A 24,644-nucleotide genomic window follows, 5' to 3' on the forward strand; every position below is an offset into this window, starting at 1 on the left:
CAAGGTGCCTGGGCCCCATGGTAGACGCGGGGCTGTCGACTGCGTCCAGTTGCATACGTATTCATGGCATCGCGCGGTGGCGCGCCCGCCGCGCTGGCTTATGGTCCGGGTCTGCCAACGGCGCCTTGGGAGGGGAATTGCCGATGTCATCCACTGCTGTACGCGCGCTATTCGCGCACATGCTCGGCCTGGCCCTGATGGGGTGGGCGACGCTGGTACAGGCCACGCCGCAGGTGGCCAGCGTCGAATCGCCGGGCAAGGTATTGAAGGTCAGCCTCGTGCTGGACGGCGGCACCGCGCGCTACCGCGTCGAGCGTTTCGGCGAACCCGTGGTGGAGGATTCGAAGCTTGGCTTTGCCCTGCGCGACGGCCGCCTGGACCGCGATTTCGCCCTGCTTGGCCAGCAGCGGCGCAGCGTCGATGACACTTGGGAGCAGCCGTGGGGCGAGCGCCGGCTCACCCGCAACCACTTCAACGAGCTGACCGTGCAGCTGGCCGAAACCACCGGCAGCAAGCGTCGGCTGGATGTGGTGTTCCGCGCCTACGACGATGGCCTGGGCTTCCGCTATGTGTTCCCCGAACAGCCGAACCTGCACGAGGCGATCATCGATGACGAACTGACCGAGTTCGCCATCGCGCCTGAATCCACCGCTTGGTGGATCCCCGCCGGCGAACCGATCCACTACGAATACCTCTACCAGCGCACGCCGCTGCGCGAAGTACCGCTGGTGCATACGCCGATGACCCTGCGCAGCCGCGATGGCCTGCATCTGGCGATCCACGAGGCGGCGCTGGTGGACTACGCCGGCATGTGGCTGCGGCGCACCGAGGGCCAGCACCTGCGCGCGCAGCTCTCGCCCTCGGCCGAAGGCTGGAAGGTACGCCGCGCCCTGCCCTTCGCCACGCCGTGGCGCACGCTGCAGATCGCCGACCGCGCCGGTGGCCTGGTCGAATCGGACCTGATCCTCAACCTCAACGAACCCAACGCGCTGGGCGATGTGAGCTGGGTGAAGCCAGCCAAGTATCTGGGCGTGTGGTGGTCGATGCACCTGGACAACGAGAGCTGGGCGACCGGGCCGAAGCACGCGGCCACCACCGCCAAGACGAAGAAGGTGATCGACTTTGCCGCTGCGCACGGCTTCCGTGGCGTGCTGGTGGAGGGTTGGAACCCGGGCTGGGACGGCATGTGGGTGGGCAATGGTTATGACTTCGATTTCACCCGGGCCACGCCCGATTTCGACATTGAAGCGCTGTCGGCATATGGCCTGAAGAAGGGCGTACACCTGATCGGCCACCATGAAACCGGCTGCGCCATCGAGCACTACGAGGACCAGCTGGGCGCCGCGCTGGACCTGTATGCACGGCTGGGCGTGGACCAGTTCAAGACCGGCTACGTCTGCGACGACGGCCAGGTCGACCGCCGCAATCCCACGGGGGGCCCACTGTGGCGCGAGTGGCATGACGGGCAGTTCATGGCCCGCCACCATCTGAAGGTCGTGGAGGAAGCCGCGCGCCGGCACCTGTCGGTGAACCCGCATGAGCCGATCAAGGACACCGGCCTGCGCCGTACCTACCCCAACTGGATCTCGCGCGAAGGCGCGCGCGGCATGGAATACAACGCGTGGGGCCAGCCACCGAACCCGCCCGAGCACGAGGTCAACCTGGTGTTCACCCGCATGCTGGCCGGGCCGATGGACTACACCCCCGGCATCCTCAGCCTGAAGGGCCGCCACGGCCAGGCGATCCCCAGCACGCTGGCGCGGCAGCTGGCGCTGTACGTGGTGCTGTACAGCCCGATCCAGATGGCCGCCGACCTGCCCGAACACTACCTGCAGCATCGCGAGGCGTTCCGTTTCATCGAGGACGTGGCGGTGGACTGGGAGCAGAGCCGCGTGCTCGATGGCGAAGTGGGTGACTACGTGACGATCGTGCGCCGCGACCGCAACAGCCGCGACTGGTTCCTCGGCAGCATCACGGATGAACACGGCCGCGTGTTGCCGGTATCGCTGGGCTTCCTGGAACCTGGCGTGCGCTACCGCGCCGAGATCTACCGCGATGGCGAGGGCGCGGATTTCCGCAGCAATCCATTCGCGTTCGCACGCGAAACCCGCGAGGTGACCAGCGCCGGTGCACTGATGCTGGTACTGGCACCGGGCGGTGGCCAGGCCATTCGCTTCACGCCATCGGATTGATGAACGCCCCCGCGTGACGCTCGCCGGGCATGGCCCGGCGCTACCGTGGCGGGAGTCTGAAAGCGATTACATCCCTGCAAATGCCATTGAATACGTATGCAGGGTGATTCCCGCGAAGAATGCGCTGCCTACCATAGCGGCGACGACAGCGGCCACCGCGTCGCACGTTCACGGCCCCGCCGGAACGCTCACAAATCGATCTGCAACATTGCCTGGGAGGGGAAAATGTTGAACCACAAGCGCAGCGCGCTGAGCATCGCGCTGGCCGTTGTCCTGGCGCCGACGGTGGCGTCGGCACAGTCCACGCAGAGCACCACCACGCCGGCCGGCACCGCCGCCACCAACCTGGATACGGTGCAGGTCACCGGCATCCGCCGCGGCATCGAGAGCGCGATCGCGGTCAAGCAGGACGCCACCTCGGTGGTCGAAGCGATCTCCGCCGAAGACATCGGCAAGCTGCCCGACGTCAGCATCGCCGAGTCCATCTCGCGCCTGCCCGGCCTGGCCGCGCAGCGCGTGGCGGGCCGTGCGCAGGTGATCAGCGTGCGCGGCCTGTCGCCGGACTTCGCCACCACCCTGCTCAACGGCCGCGAAGTGGTCAGCACCGGCGACAACCGCGGCGTCGAGTTCGACCAGTACCCGTCCGAGCTGGTCAACGGCGTGACGGTGTACAAGACCCCGGACGCGGCGCTGGTCGGCCAGGGCCTGTCGGGCACCATCGACATGCAGACCGCGCGCCCGCTCAGCTTCGGCGAGCGCGTGATCGCGGTCAGTGGCCGCTACCAGAAGAGCTCGCTGGGCCGCGCCGCCAACGTCGATCCATACGGCAACCGCTTCAGCGCCAGCTACATCGACCAGTTCCTGGACAAGACACTGGGCATCGCCATCGGCTATGCGCACAGCGACATGCCGATCCAGGAGAACCAGGTCGGCCTGTACGAGCCGTGGACCACCGAGCACACCGACAAGGGCGACCGCCCGGGCGTGGGTGCAGGCACCTATTTCTCCGATGGCATCAAGGCGCTGCGCCGCACCGGCAACAACAAGCGCGACGGCGTGATGGCCACGATCCAGTTCCGGCCGAACAACAGCTGGACCAGCACCTTCGATGCATTCCACACCGAAGCCGAGCAGATCGACACCGCCAACCAGTTCGAGCTGAACCTCAGCAACTACAACGGCAACTACACCCCGGGCCTGCTGGTCAGCAACCCGCAGGTCAACGCCAATGGTTCGTTCACCGGCGGCACCGCCAGCGGCGTGTACCCGCTGGTGCGCGGCATGTACAACAAGCGCAAGGACAAGATCGATGCGTTCGGCTGGAACAACGAGTTCAACTTCAGCGGCGTCAAGCTGGTCGCCGACCTGAACTACTCCAAGGCCACGCGCGATGAGCTGAACCTGGAAAACAACCTGCAGCTGACCCCGATGCCACAGCTGGATACGGTCGGCGTGTCGATCCGCCAGAACGGCTTCTCGCAGATCAGCCCGGGCCTGAACTACTCCAATCCCGACGCCCTGTTCCTGACCAACACCATCTACGGTTCCGGCTACGGCAAGGTGCCGCAGGTGGAAGACCGCCTGAAGGGTGGCAAGCTGGCCGCCACCATCGCCCTGCCCGATGCCATCGCCTCCTGGGCGCCGGACATCGACATCGGCGTGAACTACGCCGACCGCCGCAAGGTGAAGACCCAGTCCGAAGGCAACATCCTGCTGGGTGCGCAGGGCGATGCCAACATCGCCTCGGACCTGCAGTATCGCCCGGTCAACCTCGGCTTCGCCGGCCTCGGCACCATCCCGGCCTGGAACGTCCCGGCCGCGGTCGGCCGCTACATGACCTTCAACCCGGTCGACAACCTGGACTACCTGATTCCCAAGTCGTGGACGGTGCAGGAGAAGATCACCACCGCCTGGGCGCGCCTGAACATCAACGCCGACATCGGCGACGTCGGCGTGCGCGGCAACATCGGCGTGCAGATGCAGCACACCGACCAGAGTTCGGATTCGCGCTACTGGGACAGCTCGCAGTCGGCCGGCAACAACGTGCAGCCGTACTCGAACGGCCGCACCTACAACGATTGGCTGCCGAGCCTGAACCTGGCCTTCCTGTTCCCGCACCAGCAGACGCTGCGCTTCGCCGTCGCCAAGCAGGTCGCACGCCCACGTGTGGACCAGATGCGCGCCGGCCTGGAGTTCGGCGTGGACACCGGCACCGGCCGCCCCGGCGGCAGCGGCGGCAATCCGCTGCTGGACCCATGGCGTGCCACCGCGCTGGACCTGTCCTATGAGAAGTACTTCGGCGAGAAGGCTTACGTGGCCGCCGCGATCTTCTACAAGGACCTGAAGAGCTACGTCTACACCCAGTCGGTCGATAACTACGACTTCACCGCGCTGCTGGGCAGCTACGTGCCGCCGCCGGGCATGACCGCACCGGTGCTGACCACCGGCACCTTCTCCGCGCCGCAGAACGGCAAGGGCGGCACGCTGAAGGGCCTGGAGCTGACCGCATCGTTCCCGCTGGAGATGCTGACCGACAGCCTGCGTGGCTTCGGCGTGCAGGCCAGCGCGACCTTCAACAAGAGCGACATCACCATCCTGGATCCGGAGAGCGCCTCCAGCGTGGGCAGTGACCCGATCAGCCTGCCCGGCCTGTCCAAGCGTGTCTACAACTTCACCGCCTACTACGAGCGCAGTGGCTTTGAAGCACGCGTCAGCCAGCGCCGGCGTTCGGACTTCATCGGCGAGATCGGTAACTTCAACGGCAACCGCAGCCTGCGCTACGTGGTTGGCGAGAACGTGACCGATGCGCAGGTCAGCTACACCTTCAGCGACAGCAGCGCCCTGCGTGGCCTGACCCTGCTTCTGCAGGGCAGCAACCTGACCAACGAGCCGTACCGCACCTACGCCGGCAGCAAGGACCGCCCGCTGGAGTACATCGAATGGGGCCGCACCTACATGCTGGGCGTGAACTACAAGTTCTGACCACAGCCGGGTAGTGCCGGCCGCTGGCCGGCAACCACCCCATCGGTAGCGCCGGGCCATGCCCGGCGACGGAAGCCAGGAGCAGGACCGGAAACCCGCTGCGCAGGCAGCGGGTTTTCTTTCGCCCGGTCACCGGCATGCCACCGACCGGCGCCCGGCCATGCCGCTCACAAAAAAGGGACGGGGCGCTTCGGCCCCGTCCCCGCAAGTACCGCCACCGGAGAAAACGGTCAGCTGCATCGGGCGCAATACACCGCGCGCGGCGGCAGCTGGAGTTCGTTGCCCTGCACCGTGCCCGCATCCGGGCCCGGTACCGCCACCTGCTGCCAGTTCCCCGGCGGCAGCGGACGGGTCACCGCCTCGGCCGACAGGTTGAAGGCCAGCAGGAGGGTTTCATCTGCAAGCATACGCTCGAACAGCAGCACAGGCTCGGCGCTTTCAAGGAATCTGATGCTGCCGTGCAGGAGGGCCGGCTGGGTATGCCGCCAGGCCAGGAACCCCCGGAACGCGGCCAGGACCGAGTCCGGGTCGCGCTCCTGCACCGCCACGGCCGCGGCGCGGTGCTCGGCCGGGATCGGCAGCCACGGCTGGCCGGAAGTGAAACCGGCCAGCGGCGCATCGGTCCACGGCATCGGCGTGCGGCAGCCATCACGGCCCTTGAAGTTCGGCCAGAAGGTGATGCCGTAGGGGTCCTGCAGGGCCTCGAACGGTACCTCGGCCTCGGCCAGGCCCAGCTCCTCGCCCTGGTACAGGCAGACCGAGCCGCGCAGCGAGCACAGCATCGCCACCAGCATCCGCGCCAGGCGCGGATCGGCCGGGTGACCGCCCCAGCGGCTGACCGCACGCTCCACGTCGTGATTGGACACCGCCCAGCACGGCCAGCCTTCGGTCATTGCCGCTTCCAGCCGCGATACCGTATCGCGGATGTAGGCCGCACTGTAGTCGTCCACCAGCAGCTCGAAGCTGTAGCCCATGTGCAGGCGGCCATCGCGGGTGTACTCGGCCGTGGTGGCCAGCGAGTCTTCCGAAGAGATCTCGCCCAGGCTGACCGCCCCCGGATACTCATCCAGCAGCGCGCGCAGGCGCTCCAGGAACGGCAGGTTCTCCGGCTGGGTGTTGTTGTAGTAGTGGTACTGGTAGGCGTACGGATTGTCCGGGCTGAAGCCTCGCCCCACCCGCTTCTCCGCCGGCTTGGGCGGGTTGTCGCGCAGCTGTGCGTCGTGGAAGCAGAAGTTGATCGCATCCAGGCGGAAGCCATCCACGCCGCGGTCCAGCCAGAAGCGCACATTGTCCAGTGTGGCCTGCTGCACATCCGGGTGATGGAAGTTCAGGTCCGGCTGGTCGACCAGGAAGTTGTGCAGGTAGTACTGCTCACGGCGCGGCTCCCACTGCCAGGCGCAGCCACCGAACAGCGACAGCCAGTTGTTGGGCGGGGTGCCATCCTCGCGCGGGTCGGCCCAGACGTACCAGTCGGCCTTCGGATTGCTGCGGTCCTGGCGGCTCTCGCGGAACCACGCATGCTCGATCGAGGTGTGGCTCAGCACCTGGTCGATCATCACCTTCAGGCCCAGGCCGTGGGCCTTGGCCAACAGGCGGTCAAAGTCGTCCAGGCTGCCGAACAGCGGATCAACGTCGCGGTAATCGGCGATGTCGTAGCCGAAGTCGGCCATCGGCGACTTGAAGAACGGCGAGATCCAGATTGCATCCACGCCCAGCGCGGCAATGTGGTCCAGGCGCTGGATGATGCCGGGCAGATCGCCCACGCCATCGCCGTTGGCATCGAGGTAACTGCGCGGGTAGATCTGATAGATGACGGCTCCGCGCCACCATGGATAGTGCGACATCGACAGCCCCCCTCCGGGCATGCGGGACCCGCCGGCAGCGGGCCGAAATCCTGATCCGGCAAGCTTAGCGGCGGGCTCCCGGGCATGGCGCAACCTGCATACGTATTCACGCGGAGGGCCGCGCAGGCCGGGCTGGAATTTCCGCGCGGACCGGTTTGCGCCCGAATTCACGGCCAGCGCCTATAATCAGTGGTGAGCCTGAAAGCCTGATCGCATGACCATCACCGAAGACACCCGTCCCGCCCTGGGCCTGCCCCAGATCCAGTCGCTTGCCGCGGCCGACATGGCCGCCGTCGACGCCCTGATCCGGCGCCGGCTGTCTTCGGACGTCGTGCTGATCAACCAGATCGCCGACCACATCATTTCCGCCGGCGGCAAACGCCTGCGCCCGATGCTGGTGATGCTGGCCGGCCACGCGGTGGGCCAGGCCGGCCCGGAACACCACCAGCTGGCGGCGATCATCGAGTTCATCCACACCTCCACCCTGCTGCACGATGACGTGGTGGACGAATCCAGCCTGCGCCGCGGCCGCAGCACCGCCAACGCGCTGTGGGGCAACGCGCCCAGCGTGCTGGTGGGCGACTTCCTGTACTCGCGCAGCTTCCAGCTGATGGTCGAGCTGGAGCGCATGCCGGTGATGCAGATCCTGGCCGACGCCACCAACCGCATCGCCGAGGGTGAAGTGCTGCAGCTGCTGCACGTGCACAACCCGGATACCGACGAAGCCGCCTACCTGCGCGTGATCGAGCGCAAGACCGCGGTGCTGTTCGCCGCCGGCACCCGCCTGGGTGCGCTGGCCAGCGGCGTGGACGAAGCCACCCAGCAGGCCCTGTTCGACTACGGCATGCACCTGGGCTACGCGTTCCAGATTGCCGACGACGTGCTGGACTACTCGGCCAACGCCGAGGAGCTGGGCAAGAACCTGGGCGACGACCTCGCCGAGGGCAAGGCCACGCTGCCGCTGATCCACGCGATGGCCCACTCCGACGACGCTACCCGCGAACGCCTGCGCACCATCGTGCAGGACGGCGACGCCTCGGCGATGCCGGAAGTGCTGGCCGCGATCCGTGCCACCGGCGGCCTGGAGTACAGCCGCGCGCGTGCCGAGGAATATGCCGAAGCCGCCGAGCGCGCGCTCGATGGCCTGGGCGACAACGATGCCGTGGCCGCCCTGCGTGGCCTGGCCCGCTACGCGGTGCAGCGCTCGCATTGACCGGTAGTGCCGACCAACGGTCGGCACCTACCAAACCGGCATTCCGGTGGGTGCCGACCGATGGTCGGCACTGAAACGGTCGCATTGACCGCATCTGGTAGTGCCGGCCGCTGGCCGGCATTGAAGCATCGGTAGGTGCCGACCGTTGGTCGGCACTGAAGCATCGGTAGTGCCGGCCGCTGGCCGGCATTCCCGATGACATCCGCAGCATCATGAGGTTGCCGGCCAGCGGCCGGCACTACCACTGCACGAATCAACGTTTCTCGAAGCGCTCCTCGAAGAACTCATCCAGCGCCTTCCACGCGCGCTTGGCCGCCCGCTCGTTGTACTGGCACCCCGGCGGGCTGTTGGCGTCGCGCTCGGCGAAGCAGTGCACCGCACCGCTGTAGTTGGTGAACTCCCAATCGACCTTGGCCGCGTCCATTTCCTTCTGGAAGCCAGCGATGTCCTCGGCGGTCACGCTCCTGTCGTCGGCGCCGTTGAGCACCAGCACCGACGGATGGCTGCCACCGGCCTGCGCCGGCAGCGGTGAACCCAACCCACCGTGCAGGCTGACCACAGCGGCCAACGGCGCACCGGCACGGGCCAGTTCCAGCACCGTGGTGCCGCCGAAACAGAAGCCCACCGCGCCGATCCGGCTGGCATCCAGCGGCACCTTCCCCGCCTGCGCCTTGAGCACGTTCACCGCCTCCAGCGCGCGTGCCCGCAACAGGGGCCTGTCGTTGCGCAGCTTGCTGGCGACCGGCCCGGCCTCGGCATCGGTCTTCGGCCGCACGTCCTTGCCATAGACATCGGCCACCAGCACCACGTAGTCATCACCGGCCAGCTGCTTGGCCTTCTCGACTGCCGACTCGTTCACGCCCTTCCAGTTCGGCACCATCACCAGGCCAGGGCGCTGGTCATGCTCGCCATCGTCATAGACCAGCACGCCACTGAAGGTCGTGCCCTGGTGTTTCCATTCCACCGGCTGCGTCTTCATCGCCGCCCACGCTGGCATCGCCGCCAGTCCCAGTACCATCGCCACGCCGCAACGCCAACGGTTCATGCGCCTGCTCCGCAAGAAAAAGGGGACGGAGGGGATTAAGCCGTATTCGCCCCTCCCGCGTCGCATTCTGCATTGGCGGCGTGACGCAGGTGTGGTTGGATACGACTTGATCCCCTCCGTCCCCTTTTTTCGCATGACTCTTGTTGATCGCTTTCTGTCTGGCCTGATCCCGCGTTTGCCTGCCGAGGATGCCCCGCAGTGGGTCCACGTGCAGGGCGCCAGCGCTGAAGACCTGCAGCGCCTGCGTGTGCAGTGGCCGCAGGTGCCGGACAGCCTGGTGGAACTCCTATCGCGCGTGGATGGCACCCACTACCGGGAGTACCCCGGCGGCAAGGTCTGCGTACTGATGCTCGGCTCGGACGTGGAGGACGGTGGCTACCCGTACTACCTGCGCTCGGTCGCGCAGATCTTCGAGGACCAGCAGCAGTGGGACGACAGCATCCGTTCCATCTACGAAGAGTGGCTGGATGAGGAGCCGGAGATCCTGGGTGAAGGCATCGACGGTGATCTGCCGATGAGCAGGCGCCTGTGCTTCTCGCACTGCATGAACAACGGCGGCACCTCGATGCTGTACCTGGATTTCGATCCGGCACCGGGTGGCACCGTCGGCCAGGTGGTGCGCTACCTGCACGATCCGGACAGCTACGCAGTCATCGCGCCAAGCTTCGATGCGTACCTGCAGCAGCTCATTGACGGCGGTTACGCTTTCATCGACGAAGACGAATGAAGGCCGCCGAGCGTGGGCTCGGCGCTACAGTAGAGCCACGCCATGCGTGGATGAATTTCCCCGCAGGTTGCCGGCCAGCGGCCGGCACTACCCGCGTTCGATCCAGTGCAACGTGCCCGGCTCGAATGCCAGTAGATCCGACGCCGCCAGATGCGCGCGCAGCCAGTGGCGTTCCGGCGGCTTCGGCTGCCGGGCACCCACCGAACCGTCGTAGTCGCGCACCAGCAGGCCGATGCGCGCGGCCCCAGCCTGCAACAGCGCATCGATACGCTGCAACCACTGGCCGGCATCATCCAGGGCTTCATCGCTGAGTGCCCGCTGATCCTGTTCATGCCGCGCCAACTGCGCCGCCAACGCGCGGGCGATCTTCGCTTCGCTCCAGCCCTTCCTGCGCCAGCGTTCGGCATCGCCGTTCCACTCACGAACCGCCTGCGCCGAGGCCAGCGACGTGCCGCAATCGCAGTGCACGGCACTCAACCACGGCTGCCAACCGGGCCCGACCGCTGACTGCAGGCTGGGCGAATCCTGCGCAAACAGGCGCCGACCGCTGCGCTGCATGATCGCGGCGGCTTCAATGTGCGATAAGGATGCGGGCAGGAACAGGGTAATGAAGGTGCACACGCGGCTATCCGGGTCCGTCCGGGGATACGCCCATGGTAACTCGCCGGGGTCAGAGCCCTTTCCTGAGGAAAGGGATCCGACCCCGATCCGGCGGATCAGGCGATGCCCAACCCCGGAATCGCGCTGATGCTGTCCGGGTCGAATCCGGCCAGTTCGGCGAAATGGCGACCACGCGCCACGTAATCGCGGTAGGCACCAAAACTGGGCGCGCCCGGCGACAGCAGCACCACCCCGCCCTGCGCACCCAGCGTCGCGCGTGCAAGCGCCATCGCCTCGGGCAGGTCGCCGGCGGCGTGCAGGCCGAAGCGGCCGGCATCGGCCAGCGGCTGCAGCATGGCATGGATGCGCGGGCCGTTGCTGCCCATGGTCACGATCTCCACCGGTGGCACGTCGTGGGCCATGTGCTGCATGAAATCGGTCCAGTCCAGGCCACGGTCGTGCCCGCCCACCAGCAGCGCGATGCGCTGCCCGGCGAAGCACTCCAGCGCGGCCAGGCTGGCGTGCGGCGTGGTGCTGATCGAATCGTTGACGTAGGTCAGGCCATCGGCCACGCCGATGCGCTGCAGGCGGTTCGGCAGCGGGCGGAAATCCTGCACCGCCGGTGCCAGCGCCACCGCGTCCAGGCCCAGTGCCTCCAGCGCGGCCAGCACCGCGCACAGGTTGCCGCGATTGTGACGGCCCGGCAGCGGCGTGTTGCGGGTATCGAACACGGCCTGCTCACCGTGATGCACGATGTCGCCCCGCATGTGCCAGCCCTGCGGCTGGTTGAACCAGACCACCTCACTCTCGGGCAGCGACAGTGCCGCCAGGTGCGGATCTGCGGCATTGAGCACGGCGATGCGCGGTGCGGCTTCAGTCACCAGCCGCAGCTTGTCTTCGATGTAACGCTGTTCGCTGCCGTGCCAGTCCAGGTGTTCCGGGAACAGGTTCAGCACCACGGCCACCTGCGGGCGGGCGCCACTGCGCGCCACCTCACCGGTCTGGTAGCTGGACAGTTCCACCGCCCAGTACTCGGGCGCGGGCTGCGGATCCAGCACTTCCAGCAGCGGCAGGCCGATGTTGCCGACCAGTCCGGTGCGATGCCCGGCGGCCCGCAGCAGGTGCGCGACCAGCGCGGTGGTGGTGCTCTTGCCCTTGGTGCCGGTCACGCACACGGTGTCGTGCACGATGCCATCGTCAGCCGCGTGCTCCGCAAACCACAGCGCGGTGCCGCCGATGAAGGTGGTGCCCTGCTCTGCCGCCGCCAGCGCGATCGGCTGGTAAGGGCTGATGCCGGGCGACTTGATCACCACATCGAACGCCGCCAGCGCTTCGGCCGAGGGTTCGCCAAGTACCTGCAGCGCGCCCTGCGTTTCCGCACGCGCGGCTTCGGCTTCAGCGGCCGGGCAGAACAGGCTCAGGCCAAGCGTTGGCAGGCGCTCACGCAGCACCGCAAACGCGGCGCGGCCCTCACGGCCCCAGCCCCACAGCGCGACGCGCTTTCCTTCAAGCTTCGAAATCTTCACGCACCCGTTCCCACAGCGCAGCCGGAACGCGGTGCTCGCCCTGCAGCTGCAGCAGCGGTGCCAGTTCCAGTTCGGCGGCATCCAGCTGCGGCTGGATCTCGTTGCAGAAGCGCTTCACCAACAGGTCTTCCTTCCATTCCGGGCGCTGCGCCAAGGTCGCCATCGCCGCACGCGATTCGCGGCCTTCGCCCACGCACTCGAACGGCTTGTGGTCCTGGAATTCCAGCAGCGCGTCGAAGCCACCGGCCTGCTCGGCATCGTCCAGCAGGTTGCGGCCGAAGATGCGCACCAGGCGCGTCTTGGGCATGAACGGGGCCAGCGCCAGGAACACGAAATGGCACTTCGGGCAGACGCCACACCAGCGGTTCACCGGGCGCTCGCCGAGGATGTGGAAATTGCGGTTGCAGCTGGAGAAGTGCGCGTCGTAGAAATCGGTCTTGGCGAACTGGCGGGCCACCGCCAGCTCGGACATCGGGCGCAGCAGCGAGTAGTACTGCAGGTCCGCCGCCACGTACTTGCGCACATGGCTGCCGAACGCCTGCTCGCAGGCCCAGCCCTTGGACCACTGGTGATTCACTTCGCCGGTGCCCGGAATCTGGCTGCCGTAGCTGGCCGAACGCTCGTTGGAGAACACGACCTGGTCCACGCCGTGCAGCAACGCGGCCAGCACCATGATTGCCGAGTTCACCACCGTCACCGGGATATGGCCGTTCCAGGCGCCCTGGCGGTTCAACTCGAACAGTTCCGGTGCCAGCGTGCGGCCCAGGTTCAATGTCGGCAGGCCGGTGCGCTCAGCGCACGCACGGATCAGCTGCGAGCCACCGATCCAGGTCACGGTCTCGTCCACGCCGGCACGGCGCAGCGCTTCGATGCTGACCAGCGAATCCTTGCCGCCGCCGATGGCCACCAGCGCGTGCGGCCGCAGACCCAGCGCCGGCGCCTGCACGGCCTCGCCCTGCACCGGCAACCGGAAGCGGCCGCGCAGGTTCAGGCCGTTGCGGTAGGCGAATTCGCCCAGGCCATTGAGGTAAATGGTCTCCACCAGTGCGGCGGTATCGGCATCGATGCTGTAACTGTCGATGCTGACCGTATCCGGTACGCCGGCCTTGTAGTAGCTGACGCCGGCGATCAGGTGCAGCAGCTGCAGCGCACGCTGCACGGCGGCGGCACGCGCCTCGTCCAGCACGAACGGGGCGCCCGGCACGGTGATGGTTTCCACCATCTCCGGGCCGTCGTCGAAGGCGTAGACCAGCCGGGCCACGCCGGTATCCGCTGCGAAGTCGCAGCGGACGAAGCGGAAGCGGGAAACCTGGTGTTTGTCGAAAGCAGTCATGGTGTATCCGGTCAGGCACGGGCCCGCGCGAGGGCGCGGGGCGTGTCGGTGGGCGGGTGCAGGGCGCGCATGGTGATCATTCGATCACGTCTTCGCGCGGCAACATCCGCTGGTTGTAGGTGTTGGCCATCACATAGCCGTAGGCACCGGCATCTGCGATCAGCATCACGTCGTCCGGCGCGGTGGACACCGGCAGCTTGCGGCGCTTGCCGAACACATCGCTGGATTCGCAGATCGGGCCGACCACATCGAACGCCGCTTCGGCATAACCGCCCTGGCGGCTGAGGTTCTCGATGTCATGCCAGGCGTCGTACAGCGCCGGGCGCATCAGTGCGTTCATGCCGGCGTCCAGGCCGACACGGCGCACGCCGTCCTTTTCCACCACCTGGGTGGCATGGGTCAGCAGCACGCCCGATTCGGCCACCAGGTAGCGGCCCGGCTCGATCGCCAGGCGGAATGCCGGGTGCAGCGCCTTGACCTCGGCCAGGCCCTCGGCCCAGGCGTCCAGGTCGAAGGGTTCGTCTTCGTCGCTGTACGGAATTGGCAGGCCGCCACCGATATCGATGGTCTGCACGCTGCCGATGCGGCGGGCGAAACCGGCCAGCTCATCGCACATCAGGCGCCAGTGCTGCGCGGTTTCCACGCCGCTGCCCAGATGCGCATGCAGGCCCACCACGCGGCTGCCCAGTTCGGTGGCCGCGCGCACGAACTCGTCGACGCGGGCGATCGGCAGGCCGAACTTGGACTCCTTGCCACCGGTGCGGACCTTGGCGTGGTGGCCCTCGCCCCGGCCCAGATCGACGCGCAGCCACAGCTCGCGGTTGCGGAACAGGTCCGGCCAGCGCTGCAGCGCTTCCACGTTGTCGACGGTCACGGTCACGCCCAGCGCGAACGCCGCCTCGTACTCGCTGCGCGGGCAGAAGCTGGGGGTGAACAGCACGCGCTTGGGCGACAGTTCCGGCAGGTGCTGGAACACATGCTTCAGCTCGCCGTGCGACACGCACTCCAGGCCGAAGCCTTCGGCTTCCAGCAGCTGCAGGATGGCCGGGTGGCTGTTGGCCTTGATCGCGTAGTAGCGCTGGTCGATCGGCTTGATTGCGGCCAGTGCACGGGCGCGGGCGCGCACCGTCGGCAGGTGATAGACGTAGCGCGGCGTACCGGCATCGGCCAGCTGCAGCAGGTGCGCACGCTGGCCGCGCCACCACGGCGTGCCGCGCGGGCGCACGGTGCCGGCAATCTCGCGCCAGCGCGGGCCGAACACTTCGGTCTCCTCCACCGGCATCGCGCCGCTGTCGATCAGCTCTGCGTGCAGGATCGGCAGCAGGCCATCGGCATCGGCCTCGTCGATGACGAAGGTCAGGTTCAGGTCGTTGGACGACTGCGAGATCATGTGCACGCGCTCGCGGCCGAAGGTGGCCCACACGTCAGACAGCTTGTGCAGCAGCGAGCGCATGCCGCGGCCCACCAGGGTGATCGCCGCGCACGGCACAATCACCTTCACCTTGCAGATCTGCGACAGGTCGGCCGACAGCGCGGCCAGCACATCGGTGTTGACCAGGTTCTCGGACGGGTCCAGCGACACGGTGACGTTGGTCTCGGCCGAACCGATCAGGTCCACCGACAGGCCGTGCTTCTTGAACAGGTTGAACACATCGGCCAGGAAGCCGACCTGCTGCCACATGCCGATGCCTTCCATCGACACCAGCACGATGCCGTTGCGGCGGCTGATCGCCTTCACCCCCGGCACCGGTGCGGCGCTGCCATCGATGCTGGTGCCCGGCAGTTCCGGGCGCTCGGTATCGAGGATGGCCATCGGCACGCCGGCATCGCGGCACGGCTTGATCGAGCGCGGGTGAAGCACCTTGGCGCCGGTGGTGGCGATTTCCTGCGCTTCGTAATAGTCCAGGCGGGTCAGCAGGCGCGCGTCCGGCACGTCCTTGGGATTGGCGCTGAACATGCCCGGCACATCGGTCCAGATCTCCACCCGGCTGGCGCCGAGCAGCGCACCGAAGTACGCCGCCGAGGTATCCGAGCCACCACGGCCGAGGATGGCGGTACCGCCATCGGCATGCCGCGAAATGAAGCCCTGGGTGATCAGCAGGCGGGTCGGCTGCGCGCGGAAGCGCTGCACCCACTCCGCGTCTGCGCGCCACTGGCAGTTCACCGACAGCCGCTGCGACCAGTCGCTCTGGTTCGGCTGCGGCGGCATCGCGTCCAGCCACTGGCGGGCATCCATCCAGCCCATGTCCAGGCCCGAGGCGCGCAGGTAGGCCGCGCCCAGGGTGGAGGACAGCAGCTCGCCCTGGCCCAGCACTTCGGCCTGCCAGTCGAGCGGACGGGTGGCTGCACGCGCATCGTCGAGCAGGCCCTGCAGCGCGGCCAGCCGTTCGGCCAGCACCTCGCGACCCAGGCCGAGTTCGGCCAGGAAGCCTTCATGGCGTTCGACCAGCGCTGCCACGCGGTCCCGGCTATCGGGCGCGCCGTCGGCAATCGCGGTCAGTTCGTTGGTGACCCCGGACAGCGCCGATACCACCACCAGCACGCGCGAGCCGGTCTCTTCCGCGCGTTTTTTCGCCAGCTTCCCGATCGTGTCCCAGCGGTGACGACGCGACACCGAAGTGCCGCCGAACTTCAGTACGATCCAACGATCGACAAGGGGGGAAGCTGACATGGATTGGCTATGTAGAATGTGGGGAAGCCGCCCTCGGGGGCGGAACCTTTGATTCTAAGCGCAATATCCCCGTAGATGGCCGTCCTCCGTTACCTGCAGCTCGATGTCTTCGCCGCCCGCCCCGGCACCGGCAACCCGCTGGGCGCCATCCTGGACGCCGACGGGCTCTCCAGCAGCCAGATGCAGGCCCTGGCTACCTGGCTGAACCTCTCCGAGACGGTGTTCTTCCTGCGCCCCACCGCGCCCGGCGCCGATTACCACATCCGCATCTTCACCCCAACCCGCGAGCTGGCGTTTGCCGGCCACCCCAGCGTCGGCGCCGCCTGGGCGGCGGTGACCTGCGGCCTGGCCCAGCCTCGCGCCGGCGCCCTGCTGCAGCAGTGCGCGGCAGGGTTGCTGCCGGTATGGGTGAGCGGCCCGGCCGAGGCACTGGAGATCCAGCTGGCCAGCCCGCCGGCACGGCAACTGGACACGGAGGCAGGCGGAGCGCCCGCCGCGCTGTTGGCGCTCGCTGCCGACGGGCAGGTGCCCGAACTCTGGGACAACGGCGCACGCTGGTGGCTGCTGCCACTGCGCGATGCCGACGCCGTGCGCAGCCTGCTGCCGGACATGGCCGCGCTGGCCGCCTGGAGCCTCGCCACCGACGCTACAGGCCTGGCCGTCTTCGCCGATGAAGCCGGCACCGGCCACACCCGCGTGGTGCGTGCCTTCTGCCCCGCTGATGCGCCCGCCGTGCCCGAGGATCCCGTGACCGGCAGTGCCAATGCACTGATAGGCGCCTGGCTGCGGCAGCACAATGCCCTGCCCGGCCGCGAGGGCCGCTACGTGGCCAGCCAGGGCCGCGAAGTGGGCCGCGATGGCCGCGTGCAGGTGCAGGTCGACGCGCAGGGCACGGTGTGGATCGGCGGCCAGGTGCAGCCGGTCATCGACGGCCAGATCCGTTGGCTGTAGAGCCGAGCCCACGCTCGGCTGCTTCTTCTCACACCCCCGACACAGCCGAGCATGGGCTCGGCTCTACAACCGCGCGTTAAGCTGCGCGCCAACCGATCCTGGAGTTTCGCCCCGATGACCACCCGCCGTTTCCTGCAGCTGGATGTGTTCTCCCCGCGCGCCGGCGCTGGCAACCCGCTGGCCGTGGTACTCGATGCCGACGGCCTGGACGACGCCAGCATGCAGGCGATCGCGCGCTGGACGCGTCTGCCCGAGACCACCTTCGTGTTCCCGCCCCAGGCAGCCGGTGCCAGCTACCGGCTGCGCATGTTCAGCCCGCAGAAGGAAGTGCCGTTCGCCGGCCACCCCAGCGTCGGCACCGCGCATGCGGTGCTGCAGGTGGGCCTGGCCGGAGCGGTTGACGGTGTGCTGGTGCAGGACGGCATTGCCGGCGCGCTGCCGCTGCGCGTCAGCGGTGAGGGTACGCAACAGCGCATCGCCATCCGCACCCCGCGCGCGCAGCTGGCCGAAACTGCCGAGGCCTGCGATCCACGCCTGCAGGCTGCACTGAGGGGCTGGCCGCTGGGTTCGTTGCCGCCGGCGCGCATGCAGGGCGGGCGCAGCTGGTGGGTGGTGCAGGTGGCCGATGAAGCCGCGTTGCGCGCCCTGCAACCCGACTGGGATGCGGTGGCCGCACTGGCCGAGTCCACCGACAGCATGGGCGTGTTCGCCTATGCCTTCAGCGATGGCGGTGAGGGATTCGATCTGGCCGTGCGTGCCTTCGTCGGCAACGGTCGCCGCTTCGAGGACGCCGCCTCGGGTGCGGCCAATGCGGTGCTTGCCGCATGGCTGGACCTGCGCGACGCGCTGCCGCGTGGGCGGACGCCGTTCGAAGTCAGCCAGGGCCGCGAAGTCGGCCATGACGCGCGCCTGACCCTGCTGGTCGATGAGGATGGCGAGGTATGGTCAGGCGGCCAGGTGCAGACCGTCATCACCGGCACCATCGATTGGTAAAGGGACACTGTAGAGCCGAGCCCGCGCTCGGCTGCTCTCCGGCCAGATCACGGGAGCTGCAGAAGCCGAGCATGGGCTCGGCTCTACAGATGCGTCGGCTCAGGCCAGTTCGGCTTCCAGGCTGATCGGCACCGCACTGAGCGCCTTGGACACCGGGCAGTTCTGCTTGGCGTCATCGGCAATGGCGCGGAACTGCGTCGCGTCGATGCCAGGCACCACCGCCTTTACCTTCAGCCGGATCTGCGACAGCTGCGGGCCGCCTTCCATCGACAGGTCGACCTTGGCTTCGGTGTCCAGCGAGGTCGGGGTAAAGCCAGCCTCGCCGAGCTTGGCCGACAGCGCCATGGTGAAACAGCCGGCATGTGCGGCGGCAATCAGCTCTTCTGGATTGGTGCCCTTTTCGTCGCCGAAGCGGCTGTTGAAGCCGTAGCGGGTCTTGTCCAGCAGTCCACTCTGCGGCGTGCTCAGCTGCCCCTTGCCCGACTTCAGATCGCCTTCCCAGTGCGCGGTGGCGTGTCGCGAGATTCCCATTGTGCTGCTCCTGCGTGGCGGTGATGAACGGCCACCCTCGCATGCCACGCGTTAGCCCTGCGTCGCTCCGCCGCACGCCCCACGTCGCCCCCGACCCCGGAAGATGGACACTTCCTCGCCAGCGCGCAACGCATTTTCCTCTTGTTTTCAGTGGTTTCGCGCAGTGCACCAATGGGCAGGCGGCGGGCTTCGAGCACGCTGACACGCCCCCAGCCCCCACCGCCGGCCATGTACTGAATCGGCCTGGATATGAAAAAACATGCACTTTCCGCGCTTCGGGCTATTGGCGGCGCCCAAGAGTTGCCCTACATTGCGCTTGCCGACGGGGTTCGGCGCCGACCAAACAACCAACCGTTCACGGAACAGGAAACCATGGCAAAGACCGCTAAGAAGGCTGCCCCGAAGAAGGCAGTGAAGAAAGTCGCGACGAAGGCAGCCGCCAAGCCGGCCGCTCCGAAGCCGATCAAGGAAGTGCTGACCAAGTCCGGCCTGGTTGCACACATCGCTGAAGCCTCCGGCGTCGTCGCCAAGGACGTCCGCGCTGTGCTGGCCTCGCTGGAAAGCGCCGTCGCCTCCTCGGTGCACAAGAAGGGCGCTGGCTCGTTCACCCTGCCGGGCCTGCTGAAGATCACCACCGTCAATGTGCCGGCCAAGCCGAAGCGCAAGGGCATCAACCCGTTCACCAAGGAAGAGCAGTGGTTCGCTGCCAAGCCGGCCACCACCAAGCTGAAGGTGCGTCCGCTGAAGAAGCTGAAGGACGCCGCGCTGTAAGCGCGCGCCCCAACGCGGATTCCGACGGGACGGCTCTGGCCGTCCCGTTTTTTTTGTCCCAACCACAGCCCGCAACACAGCGTTGCCGCATCCCCGGGAATGCGCGTACAGGCCCGTCGCCATTGGCTGGGCGTGGTGCGTTGCGGCCCCGGAACGTACCGGGTGGAACACTGCGTGCAGCCCCGGCCATCGCCGCCGGGCACGGCCTTGCCTAAGGTGGGCACATCCTCCACAGCTACGGCGAGCGTCCCCTCATGGCCAGCCCCTCCACCCGCTACCGGATCTCGGTGACCCCCATCGAAAAGGACGGGTTGCAGTGCACCGGGCGCTGCACCATCGAACTGGAACATCGCGCCAGCCGAGACCTCATGCGCCTGCTGGAAGCGGCGCCGCGCACCGCTGGCGTCAGCGGCGACGAGCGCGCGACCCTGGTGATCGCCACCCAGCTGCTGCGCGACATCGTGCAGCGCCACGCCGAAACAGAAGGCCATGCCCTGGCCGCCATCGCCGCGCAGGTGCTGCCGGCGCTGGATGCACTGGAACAGCTGCCCTCCTCCCGCTGATCGCCGCACAGCCGATACACTGCCTCCTTCCGTTCGCCTCGGGGAGGAGGCTGGCATGCGCAGGTTCCTGATACTGATCGCACCACTGGTGCTGCTGGCCTGCTCCAGGCCGCCATCGCAATCCAACGCAGCGGATGCCGCACCGCCGGTAGCGGCCAGCACGACTGCCAGCACGAAGCCGCAGACCGCCGCAGCAAGCGATGCAGCGGCTGCGCGGGCCATCGATGTCGATCCCCTGTTTGCTGCCGTCGCGGCCGACGCCGAGCTGCCCGCGGCCATGCTCAACGCGTATGTCATGGCCCTGCTCAATCGCGATCGCAAGGCCGCCGACGCCGCGTGGACTTTCCCGCCCAGCGATGCCCGGCGCGCTGACGATGCCGCATTGCGCCAGCTGACGGACGTACGCAGCCTGCGCCTGACCAGCGAGCTGCCGATCGCGCGCGACGGCCACCAGCCGCCGCAGCTGCTGGAGGTTCCGGTGCGGATCCGCGCGATGACTCCTGAGGGCACCTTCCGCTTCGGCGGCTGGTACCGGGTGCAACCCAGCGCCGACGGCAGCGCCTGGCAGATCCAGTCGGCACAACTGCGGCCATCGCTGGACTGAACCGTTGCGGCGGCATGCACGCGCGATTCAGCCGGCAACGCTACTCTTTGAACCATCCATTCCGCATCCATCGGTCTCTGCCATGCGCCTGCGTTCCCTGATGACCCGCCTCGCGGCCTCCACCGTGCTGATCGCCGCTGCAATCGGCGCCCAGGCTGCGCCTTCCATTTCCGGCCGGGAACTGTCGGTCGGTGCCAGCGACGTACAGCAGTACCTTGATGGCAGCTTCCCGCGCACGCAGGACGCGCTCGGCGGCCTGATCGCCCTGACGATGAGCCACCCGCAGCTGAGCCTTCCGGCCGGCGAGCGCTTGAACCTTGGCATGGACGTGGCACTGGCCACTGCCGGTGGTAGCCCGGCCAAACTGGGTACGGTGAAGCTGAGCAGCGGCCTGCGCTACGACGCGCAGACCCAGGGGTTCCACCTGCAGCAGCCGAGCGTGGATGACTTCACCCCGGCCAACCAGGGCGGTCGTCTCGACTCCCGTACCCGCGGCCTGCTCAACGCCTGGCTGAGCGACTACGCCCAGCGGGAGCCGATCTACAAGCTGGACCCGGCCGTGGCCGGCATGCTCGGCGCCCTGCAGGTGCAGTCGGCACAGGTGAAGAACGGCAAGCTGGTGGTCACCTTCAACCAGAACCTGGGCAACCTGGTGCCAGCGGGCCTGCTGGGCAAATAAGAAGGTAGTGCCGGCCGCTGGCCGGCACGCGTCTCACTTGCGTGCCGGCCAGGGGCCGGCACTACCGGCAAGGCATCACGCGGCAAGTGCTTTTACCACCGCCTCGCTGAAGGCCGGAATGTCATCCGGCTTGCGGCTGGTGATCACGTTACCGTCGACCACCACCTCGGCATCGCGCCAGTTCGCCCCCGCATTGGTCAGATCCTGCTGCAGGGACGGCCAGGACGTCAGCGCGCGGCCATCGGCGAGGCCACTGTTGATCAGCAGCCACGGGCCATGGCAGATCGCCGCCACAGGCTTGCCTGCTTCGTCTACTGCGCGGACAAAGCCGAGTACAGCCTCGTCGGTACGCAGCGTGTCCGGATTGATGACCCCTCCCGGCAGCACCAGGGCATCGAAGCTGGCCGGATCGGCCTCATCCAGCGGAATATCCACTGCAACGGCGTCGCCCCAGTTCTTCTCTTTCCAGCCCTTGATCGTCGCCTCCTTTGCAGGCGACACGACGCTGACGCGCGCGCCTTCGGCTTCCAGCAGCCGCTTGGGTTCGGTCAGTTCGGACTGTTCAAAGCCGTGGGTGGCAAGGATGGCAATCTGCTTGCCCTTCAATCGTTCTGCCATGGGTGCACTCCGGTTGGGGGTGCCGACAGAATGGAAGAACGGCCCTTGCAGGGCAGTGACCCTGCCGTGCACGGCAGGTGGAGAGCTCCAGGTGGTGCCGGCCGCTGGCCGGCACCTGCATCGCGCCATGCCGGCCAGCGGCCGGCCCTACCCGGTACCGGTCAGCGCTTGGGCTGCAGCATGGTGCCGGTGCACTTGGGCGAGCCGCAGCGGCACTCCCAGATCTTCTTCAGCTTGGCAGTGTGACGCTCGGCCAGAGTGATGCCGTAGTTGTAGGTCAGTTCCTCGCCGGGCGTGATGTCACGCAGCGCCTCGATGAACACCTTGTCACCGCGGCTGTCGCCGTCCTCGTCTTCCTCGATCACGGCCTCGCAGTTCGGCTCGCAGCTGTGGTTGATCCAGCGCGCGTCATTGCCTTTGTAGTTGGCATCGATCACCCAGTCGTCGTTGAGGGTGAACAGGAAGGTGTGGCCGCTTTCGACGTCGCCGCTGTCATCGGCATCAACATCGCCGTGGCTGCGCAGCAGGCCCTTGTACTGGATCACGCGCTCGCCCTGCTTGATCGGGGCCACGGCGAACACGCCGTTGCCATGGATGGCGGACTTGCGGGCTTGGATCTTCTTCGGCATCGGCACGGGCTGTTTGCAGCGGATGGAACCTGGATTCTCGCCCATTCCGGGTGATTGCGAAAATCACCCCGGTAGCGCAGCATGGCGCCCCGGCAACGGCCCGGCGCGTCCTCCCGCCCGGCCCAGCGCCGGCTGAATGCCCGGGTTGGATGGCGGCGAATAAAAGCGTACAATTTCAGTCCGCTTTAAGAACCACTCGCATCCCCATGTTGCGTGTCACCAAGCTCACCGATTACGCCACCGTCGTACTGACCGTGCTTGCCGCCCGTCCGGGCGAGGTGCTCAGTGCCACCGAGCTGGCCGAATTCACCGGCCTGGAGCCGCCCACCGTCAGCAAGGTGCTCAAGCCACTGGCCCAGGCCGGCCTGGTCGAAGGCCTGCGCGGTGTCCGTGGCGGCTACCGCCTGACCCGCCCGGCCATCGAGATCTCGCTGTTCGAAGTGGTCGAAGCGATGGAAGGGCCGCTGGCCCTGACCGAATGCAGCCACGACCACCACCAGTGCGGCATGGCGCCCAAGTGCGGCGCGCGCAGCAGCTGGCGGCTGATCAACGACGTGGTCTCCGAGGCCCTGCGCGATGTCACCCTCGCCCAGATCCTGCCCCCTCTCCCCCTTGCCGATGACGAACAGCGCCGCACCATCGCTGTCGACGTCGTCTCCTGATCCACAGGCAGCCCCCCCATGGCCACCGAAACCATCGAAAACGTCGCCCACGACGACACCCCCAACCGCGAGATCCACGAGCAGCTCGGCCGCAAGTATTCGGCCGGCTTCATCACCGAGATCGAGTCGGACTCCCTGCCGCCGGGCCTGGACGAGGACACCATCCGTGCCCTGTCGGCCAAGAAGGACGAGCCGGAGTGGATGACGCAGTGGCGCCTGGACGCCTACCGCCACTTCCTGACCATGCCGATGCCGGACTGGGCCAAGCTGGAGATCGCCCCGATCGACCTGCAGGCGCTCAGCTACTACTCCGCGCCGAAGGGCCCGAAGTACGCCTCGCTGGATGACGTGCCTAAGGAGCTTCTGGACACCTACGACAAGCTGGGCGTGCCGCTGCACGAGCGTGCCAAGCTGGCAGGCGTGGCGGTGGACGCGGTGTTCGACTCGGTGTCGGTCGGTACCACCTTCCGCAAGGAACTGGCCGAGAAGGGCATCATCTTCTGCTCAATGTCCGAGGCCATCAAGGAGCACCCGGAGCTGGTCCGCCAGTACCTGGGCACCGTGGTGCCGGTCGGCGACAACTACTTCGCCGCGCTCAACTCGGCGGTGTTCTCCGATGGCAGCTTCGTGTTCATCCCCAAGGGCGTGCGCTGCCCGATGGAGCTGAGCACCTACTTCCGCATCAACGCCGGCCACACCGGCCAGTTCGAGCGCACCCTGATCGTGTGTGAGGACAAGGCCTACGTGTCCTACCTGGAAGGCTGCACCGCGCCGATGCGCGACGAGAACCAGCTGCACGCCGCCGTGGTCGAGCTGGTCGCGCTGGAAGACGCGGAGATCAAATACTCCACCGTGCAGAACTGGTACCCGGGCGACGAGAACGGCGTCGGCGGCATCTACAACTTCGTCACCAAGCGTGCCGAGTGCCGCGGCGCGCGCAGCAAGGTCACCTGGACCCAGGTCGAGACCGGCTCGGCGATCACCTGGAAGTACCCGTCCTGCGTGCTGCTGGGCGACGACTCGGTGGGCGAGTTCCACTCCGTGGCGCTGACCCATCACCGCCAGCAGGCCGACACCGGCACCAAGATGATCCACATCGGCAAGCGCACCAAGAGCAAGATCGTCAGCAAGGGCATCAGCGCCGGCCGAGGCCAGAACACCTACCGCGGCCTGGTGCGGGTGGACCGCAACGCCGATGGCGCGCGCAACTACACCCAGTGCGATTCGCTGCTGATCGGCAAGCAGTGCGGCGCGCACACCTTCCCCTACATCGAGGTGAAGAACCCGGGCGCCACCGTCGAGCACGAGGCCACCACCTCCAAGATCTCCGACGACCAGCTGTTCTACTGCCGCGCCCGTGGCATCAGCCAGGAAGACGCGGTGTCGATGATCGTCGACGGCTTCTGCAAGCAGGTGTTCCGCGAACTGCCGATGGAGTTCGCGGTGGAAGCCAAGAAGCTGCTGGAAGTCTCGCTGGAAGGTTCGGTGGGCTGACCGCCCGCCCCTGCCC

21 protein-coding genes are annotated in these 24,644 nt (G+C 67.4%); 12 read left to right on the top strand and 9 right to left on the bottom strand.

Annotated elements, in window-relative coordinates:
* The first annotated feature begins 137 nt into the window (after window positions 1-137).
* Together VG543_RS02775 and VG543_RS02780 are read left to right on the top strand one after the other, a co-directional pair.
* A complete protein-coding gene (locus tag VG543_RS02775; RefSeq protein ID WP_423177666.1) occupies window positions 138-2,192 on the top strand; it encodes a glycoside hydrolase family 97 protein in 2,055 nt (684 codons plus the stop codon).
* A 225-nt stretch (window positions 2,193-2,417) separates the two neighbouring features.
* Window positions 2,418-5,174, top strand: coding sequence for a TonB-dependent receptor (locus VG543_RS02780; protein WP_423177667.1), 2,757 nt, complete (start codon window positions 2,418-2,420; stop codon window positions 5,172-5,174).
* A 230-nt stretch (window positions 5,175-5,404) separates the two neighbouring features.
* Here the strand turns inward: VG543_RS02780 and VG543_RS02785 are convergent, their stop codons facing one another.
* The gene (locus VG543_RS02785) at window positions 5,405-7,018 is read right to left on the bottom strand and encodes an alpha-glucosidase family protein (RefSeq protein ID WP_423177668.1); all 1,614 of its coding nucleotides are present in this window, start codon (window positions 7,016-7,018) and stop codon (window positions 5,405-5,407) included.
* Between the two features lie 214 nt (window positions 7,019-7,232).
* Here VG543_RS02785 and VG543_RS02790 point away from each other — a divergent pair, with 214 nt between their 5' ends.
* Complete coding sequence (locus VG543_RS02790; RefSeq protein WP_005408451.1) at window positions 7,233-8,231, top strand: polyprenyl synthetase family protein; 999 nt, start codon at window positions 7,233-7,235, stop codon at window positions 8,229-8,231.
* A gap of 253 nt (window positions 8,232-8,484) precedes the next feature.
* On the opposite strand, the gene VG543_RS02795 is transcribed toward VG543_RS02790, so the two are convergent.
* Window positions 8,485-9,276 carry a dienelactone hydrolase family protein gene (locus VG543_RS02795; RefSeq protein ID WP_423177669.1) on the bottom strand — a complete coding sequence of 264 codons (792 nt, stop codon included), beginning with the start codon at window positions 9,274-9,276 and terminating at the stop codon, window positions 8,485-8,487.
* A 133-nt stretch (window positions 9,277-9,409) separates the two neighbouring features.
* Here VG543_RS02795 and VG543_RS02800 point away from each other — a divergent pair, with 133 nt between their 5' ends.
* Window positions 9,410-10,003 (top strand): SMI1/KNR4 family protein, encoded by a 594-nt coding sequence (locus VG543_RS02800; protein ID WP_329847191.1) that lies wholly within the window; start codon window positions 9,410-9,412, stop codon window positions 10,001-10,003.
* 87 nt (window positions 10,004-10,090) lie between these two features.
* On the opposite strand, the gene VG543_RS02805 is transcribed toward VG543_RS02800, so the two are convergent.
* The 4 genes from VG543_RS02805 to VG543_RS02820 all read right to left on the bottom strand — a co-directional run bounded on the left by VG543_RS02805 (window position 10,091) and on the right by VG543_RS02820 (window position 16,133).
* Window positions 10,091-10,624 (bottom strand): hypothetical protein, encoded by a 534-nt coding sequence (locus VG543_RS02805; RefSeq protein WP_423177670.1) that lies wholly within the window; start codon window positions 10,622-10,624, stop codon window positions 10,091-10,093.
* Between the two features lie 95 nt (window positions 10,625-10,719).
* Window positions 10,720-12,129 carry a UDP-N-acetylmuramoyl-L-alanine--D-glutamate ligase gene (murD, locus tag VG543_RS02810; RefSeq protein WP_423177671.1) on the bottom strand — a complete coding sequence of 470 codons (1,410 nt, stop codon included), beginning with the start codon at window positions 12,127-12,129 and terminating at the stop codon, window positions 10,720-10,722.
* Window positions 12,110-13,462, bottom strand: a complete 1,353-nt coding sequence (murL, locus tag VG543_RS02815) for a UDP-N-acetyl-alpha-D-muramoyl-L-alanyl-L-glutamate epimerase (RefSeq protein ID WP_019659392.1) — start codon at window positions 13,460-13,462, stop codon at window positions 12,110-12,112. The genes murD and murL overlap by 20 nt, the downstream gene beginning before the upstream one ends.
* A gap of 76 nt (window positions 13,463-13,538) precedes the next feature.
* Window positions 13,539-16,133: a bifunctional aspartate kinase/diaminopimelate decarboxylase gene (locus VG543_RS02820; RefSeq protein WP_134735513.1), complete on the bottom strand. Its 2,595-nt coding sequence runs from the start codon at window positions 16,131-16,133 to the stop codon at window positions 13,539-13,541.
* A 75-nt stretch (window positions 16,134-16,208) separates the two neighbouring features.
* Between VG543_RS02820 and VG543_RS02825 the strand changes: the two genes are divergently transcribed.
* Both VG543_RS02825 and VG543_RS02830 read left to right on the top strand, forming a co-directional pair.
* Window positions 16,209-17,084 (top strand): PhzF family phenazine biosynthesis protein, encoded by an 876-nt coding sequence (locus VG543_RS02825; protein ID WP_423177672.1) that lies wholly within the window; start codon window positions 16,209-16,211, stop codon window positions 17,082-17,084.
* A gap of 114 nt (window positions 17,085-17,198) precedes the next feature.
* Window positions 17,199-18,077 (top strand): PhzF family phenazine biosynthesis protein, encoded by an 879-nt coding sequence (locus VG543_RS02830; protein WP_180876185.1) that lies wholly within the window; start codon window positions 17,199-17,201, stop codon window positions 18,075-18,077.
* A gap of 99 nt (window positions 18,078-18,176) precedes the next feature.
* On the opposite strand, the gene VG543_RS02835 is transcribed toward VG543_RS02830, so the two are convergent.
* Entirely contained in the window at window positions 18,177-18,608 is a 432-nt protein-coding gene (locus tag VG543_RS02835; RefSeq protein ID WP_251102627.1) for an OsmC family protein, read from the bottom strand.
* A gap of 372 nt (window positions 18,609-18,980) precedes the next feature.
* Here VG543_RS02835 and VG543_RS02840 point away from each other — a divergent pair, with 372 nt between their 5' ends.
* From VG543_RS02840 to VG543_RS02855, 4 genes are all read left to right on the top strand, one after another.
* Window positions 18,981-19,379 (top strand): HU family DNA-binding protein, encoded by a 399-nt coding sequence (locus VG543_RS02840; RefSeq protein WP_005408442.1) that lies wholly within the window; start codon window positions 18,981-18,983, stop codon window positions 19,377-19,379.
* 254 nt (window positions 19,380-19,633) lie between these two features.
* Window positions 19,634-19,942 carry a DUF3861 family protein gene (locus VG543_RS02845; protein WP_019659397.1) on the top strand — a complete coding sequence of 103 codons (309 nt, stop codon included), beginning with the start codon at window positions 19,634-19,636 and terminating at the stop codon, window positions 19,940-19,942.
* A gap of 55 nt (window positions 19,943-19,997) precedes the next feature.
* Window positions 19,998-20,546, top strand: coding sequence for a hypothetical protein (locus tag VG543_RS02850; protein ID WP_423177673.1), 549 nt, complete (start codon window positions 19,998-20,000; stop codon window positions 20,544-20,546).
* Window positions 20,547-20,628: 82 nt separating this feature from the next.
* Complete coding sequence (locus tag VG543_RS02855; RefSeq protein ID WP_019659399.1) at window positions 20,629-21,225, top strand: DUF1439 domain-containing protein; 597 nt, start codon at window positions 20,629-20,631, stop codon at window positions 21,223-21,225.
* A gap of 75 nt (window positions 21,226-21,300) precedes the next feature.
* Here VG543_RS02855 and VG543_RS02860 read toward each other — a convergent pair whose 3' ends face one another.
* Together VG543_RS02860 and VG543_RS02865 are read right to left on the bottom strand one after the other, a co-directional pair.
* The gene (locus VG543_RS02860) at window positions 21,301-21,843 is read right to left on the bottom strand and encodes a type 1 glutamine amidotransferase domain-containing protein (RefSeq protein ID WP_019659400.1); all 543 of its coding nucleotides are present in this window, start codon (window positions 21,841-21,843) and stop codon (window positions 21,301-21,303) included.
* Between the two features lie 161 nt (window positions 21,844-22,004).
* The gene (locus tag VG543_RS02865) at window positions 22,005-22,472 is read right to left on the bottom strand and encodes an SET domain-containing protein (protein ID WP_026346957.1); all 468 of its coding nucleotides are present in this window, start codon (window positions 22,470-22,472) and stop codon (window positions 22,005-22,007) included.
* A 206-nt stretch (window positions 22,473-22,678) separates the two neighbouring features.
* Here VG543_RS02865 and VG543_RS02870 point away from each other — a divergent pair, with 206 nt between their 5' ends.
* Both VG543_RS02870 and sufB read left to right on the top strand, forming a co-directional pair.
* Entirely contained in the window at window positions 22,679-23,134 is a 456-nt protein-coding gene (locus tag VG543_RS02870) for an SUF system Fe-S cluster assembly regulator (RefSeq protein WP_005408436.1), read from the top strand.
* An 18-nt stretch (window positions 23,135-23,152) separates the two neighbouring features.
* Window positions 23,153-24,628 (top strand): Fe-S cluster assembly protein SufB, encoded by a 1,476-nt coding sequence (gene sufB, locus VG543_RS02875; protein WP_049434499.1) that lies wholly within the window; start codon window positions 23,153-23,155, stop codon window positions 24,626-24,628.
* The last annotated feature ends 16 nt before the right edge of the window (window positions 24,629-24,644 follow it).

It is taken from the genome of Stenotrophomonas sp. CASM101 (genome assembly GCF_049384845.1).
Lineage (GTDB): Bacteria > Pseudomonadota > Gammaproteobacteria > Xanthomonadales > Xanthomonadaceae > Stenotrophomonas > Stenotrophomonas hibiscicola.

Excerpts from the sequence above, each read along its gene's own strand:
- VG543_RS02780 (WP_423177667.1), top strand. The coding sequence starts at position 2,418 with ATGTTGAACCACAAGCGCAGCGCGCTGAGCATCGCGCTGGCCGTTGTC.
- VG543_RS02795 (WP_423177669.1), bottom strand. The coding sequence starts at position 9,276 with ATGAACCGTTGGCGTTGCGGCGTGGCGATGGTACTGGGACTGGCGGCG.
- VG543_RS02785 (WP_423177668.1), bottom strand. The coding sequence starts at position 7,018 with ATGTCGCACTATCCATGGTGGCGCGGAGCCGTCATCTATCAGATCTAC.
- VG543_RS02830 (WP_180876185.1), top strand. The coding sequence starts at position 17,199 with ATGACCACCCGCCGTTTCCTGCAGCTGGATGTGTTCTCCCCGCGCGCC.
- murL (WP_019659392.1), bottom strand. The coding sequence starts at position 13,462 with ATGACTGCTTTCGACAAACACCAGGTTTCCCGCTTCCGCTTCGTCCGC.
- sufB (WP_049434499.1), top strand. The coding sequence starts at position 23,153 with ATGGCCACCGAAACCATCGAAAACGTCGCCCACGACGACACCCCCAAC.
- VG543_RS02850 (WP_423177673.1), top strand. The coding sequence starts at position 19,998 with ATGCGCAGGTTCCTGATACTGATCGCACCACTGGTGCTGCTGGCCTGC.
- VG543_RS02855 (WP_019659399.1), top strand. The coding sequence starts at position 20,629 with ATGCGCCTGCGTTCCCTGATGACCCGCCTCGCGGCCTCCACCGTGCTG.
- VG543_RS02825 (WP_423177672.1), top strand. The coding sequence starts at position 16,209 with ATGGCCGTCCTCCGTTACCTGCAGCTCGATGTCTTCGCCGCCCGCCCC.
- VG543_RS02835 (WP_251102627.1), bottom strand. The coding sequence starts at position 18,608 with ATGGGAATCTCGCGACACGCCACCGCGCACTGGGAAGGCGATCTGAAG.
- VG543_RS02800 (WP_329847191.1), top strand. The coding sequence starts at position 9,410 with ATGACTCTTGTTGATCGCTTTCTGTCTGGCCTGATCCCGCGTTTGCCT.
- VG543_RS02845 (WP_019659397.1), top strand. The coding sequence starts at position 19,634 with ATGGCCAGCCCCTCCACCCGCTACCGGATCTCGGTGACCCCCATCGAA.
- VG543_RS02840 (WP_005408442.1), top strand. The coding sequence starts at position 18,981 with ATGGCAAAGACCGCTAAGAAGGCTGCCCCGAAGAAGGCAGTGAAGAAA.
- VG543_RS02870 (WP_005408436.1), top strand. The coding sequence starts at position 22,679 with ATGTTGCGTGTCACCAAGCTCACCGATTACGCCACCGTCGTACTGACC.
- VG543_RS02865 (WP_026346957.1), bottom strand. The coding sequence starts at position 22,472 with ATGCCGAAGAAGATCCAAGCCCGCAAGTCCGCCATCCATGGCAACGGC.
- VG543_RS02790 (WP_005408451.1), top strand. The coding sequence starts at position 7,233 with ATGACCATCACCGAAGACACCCGTCCCGCCCTGGGCCTGCCCCAGATC.
- VG543_RS02860 (WP_019659400.1), bottom strand. The coding sequence starts at position 21,843 with ATGGCAGAACGATTGAAGGGCAAGCAGATTGCCATCCTTGCCACCCAC.
- VG543_RS02820 (WP_134735513.1), bottom strand. The coding sequence starts at position 16,133 with ATGTCAGCTTCCCCCCTTGTCGATCGTTGGATCGTACTGAAGTTCGGC.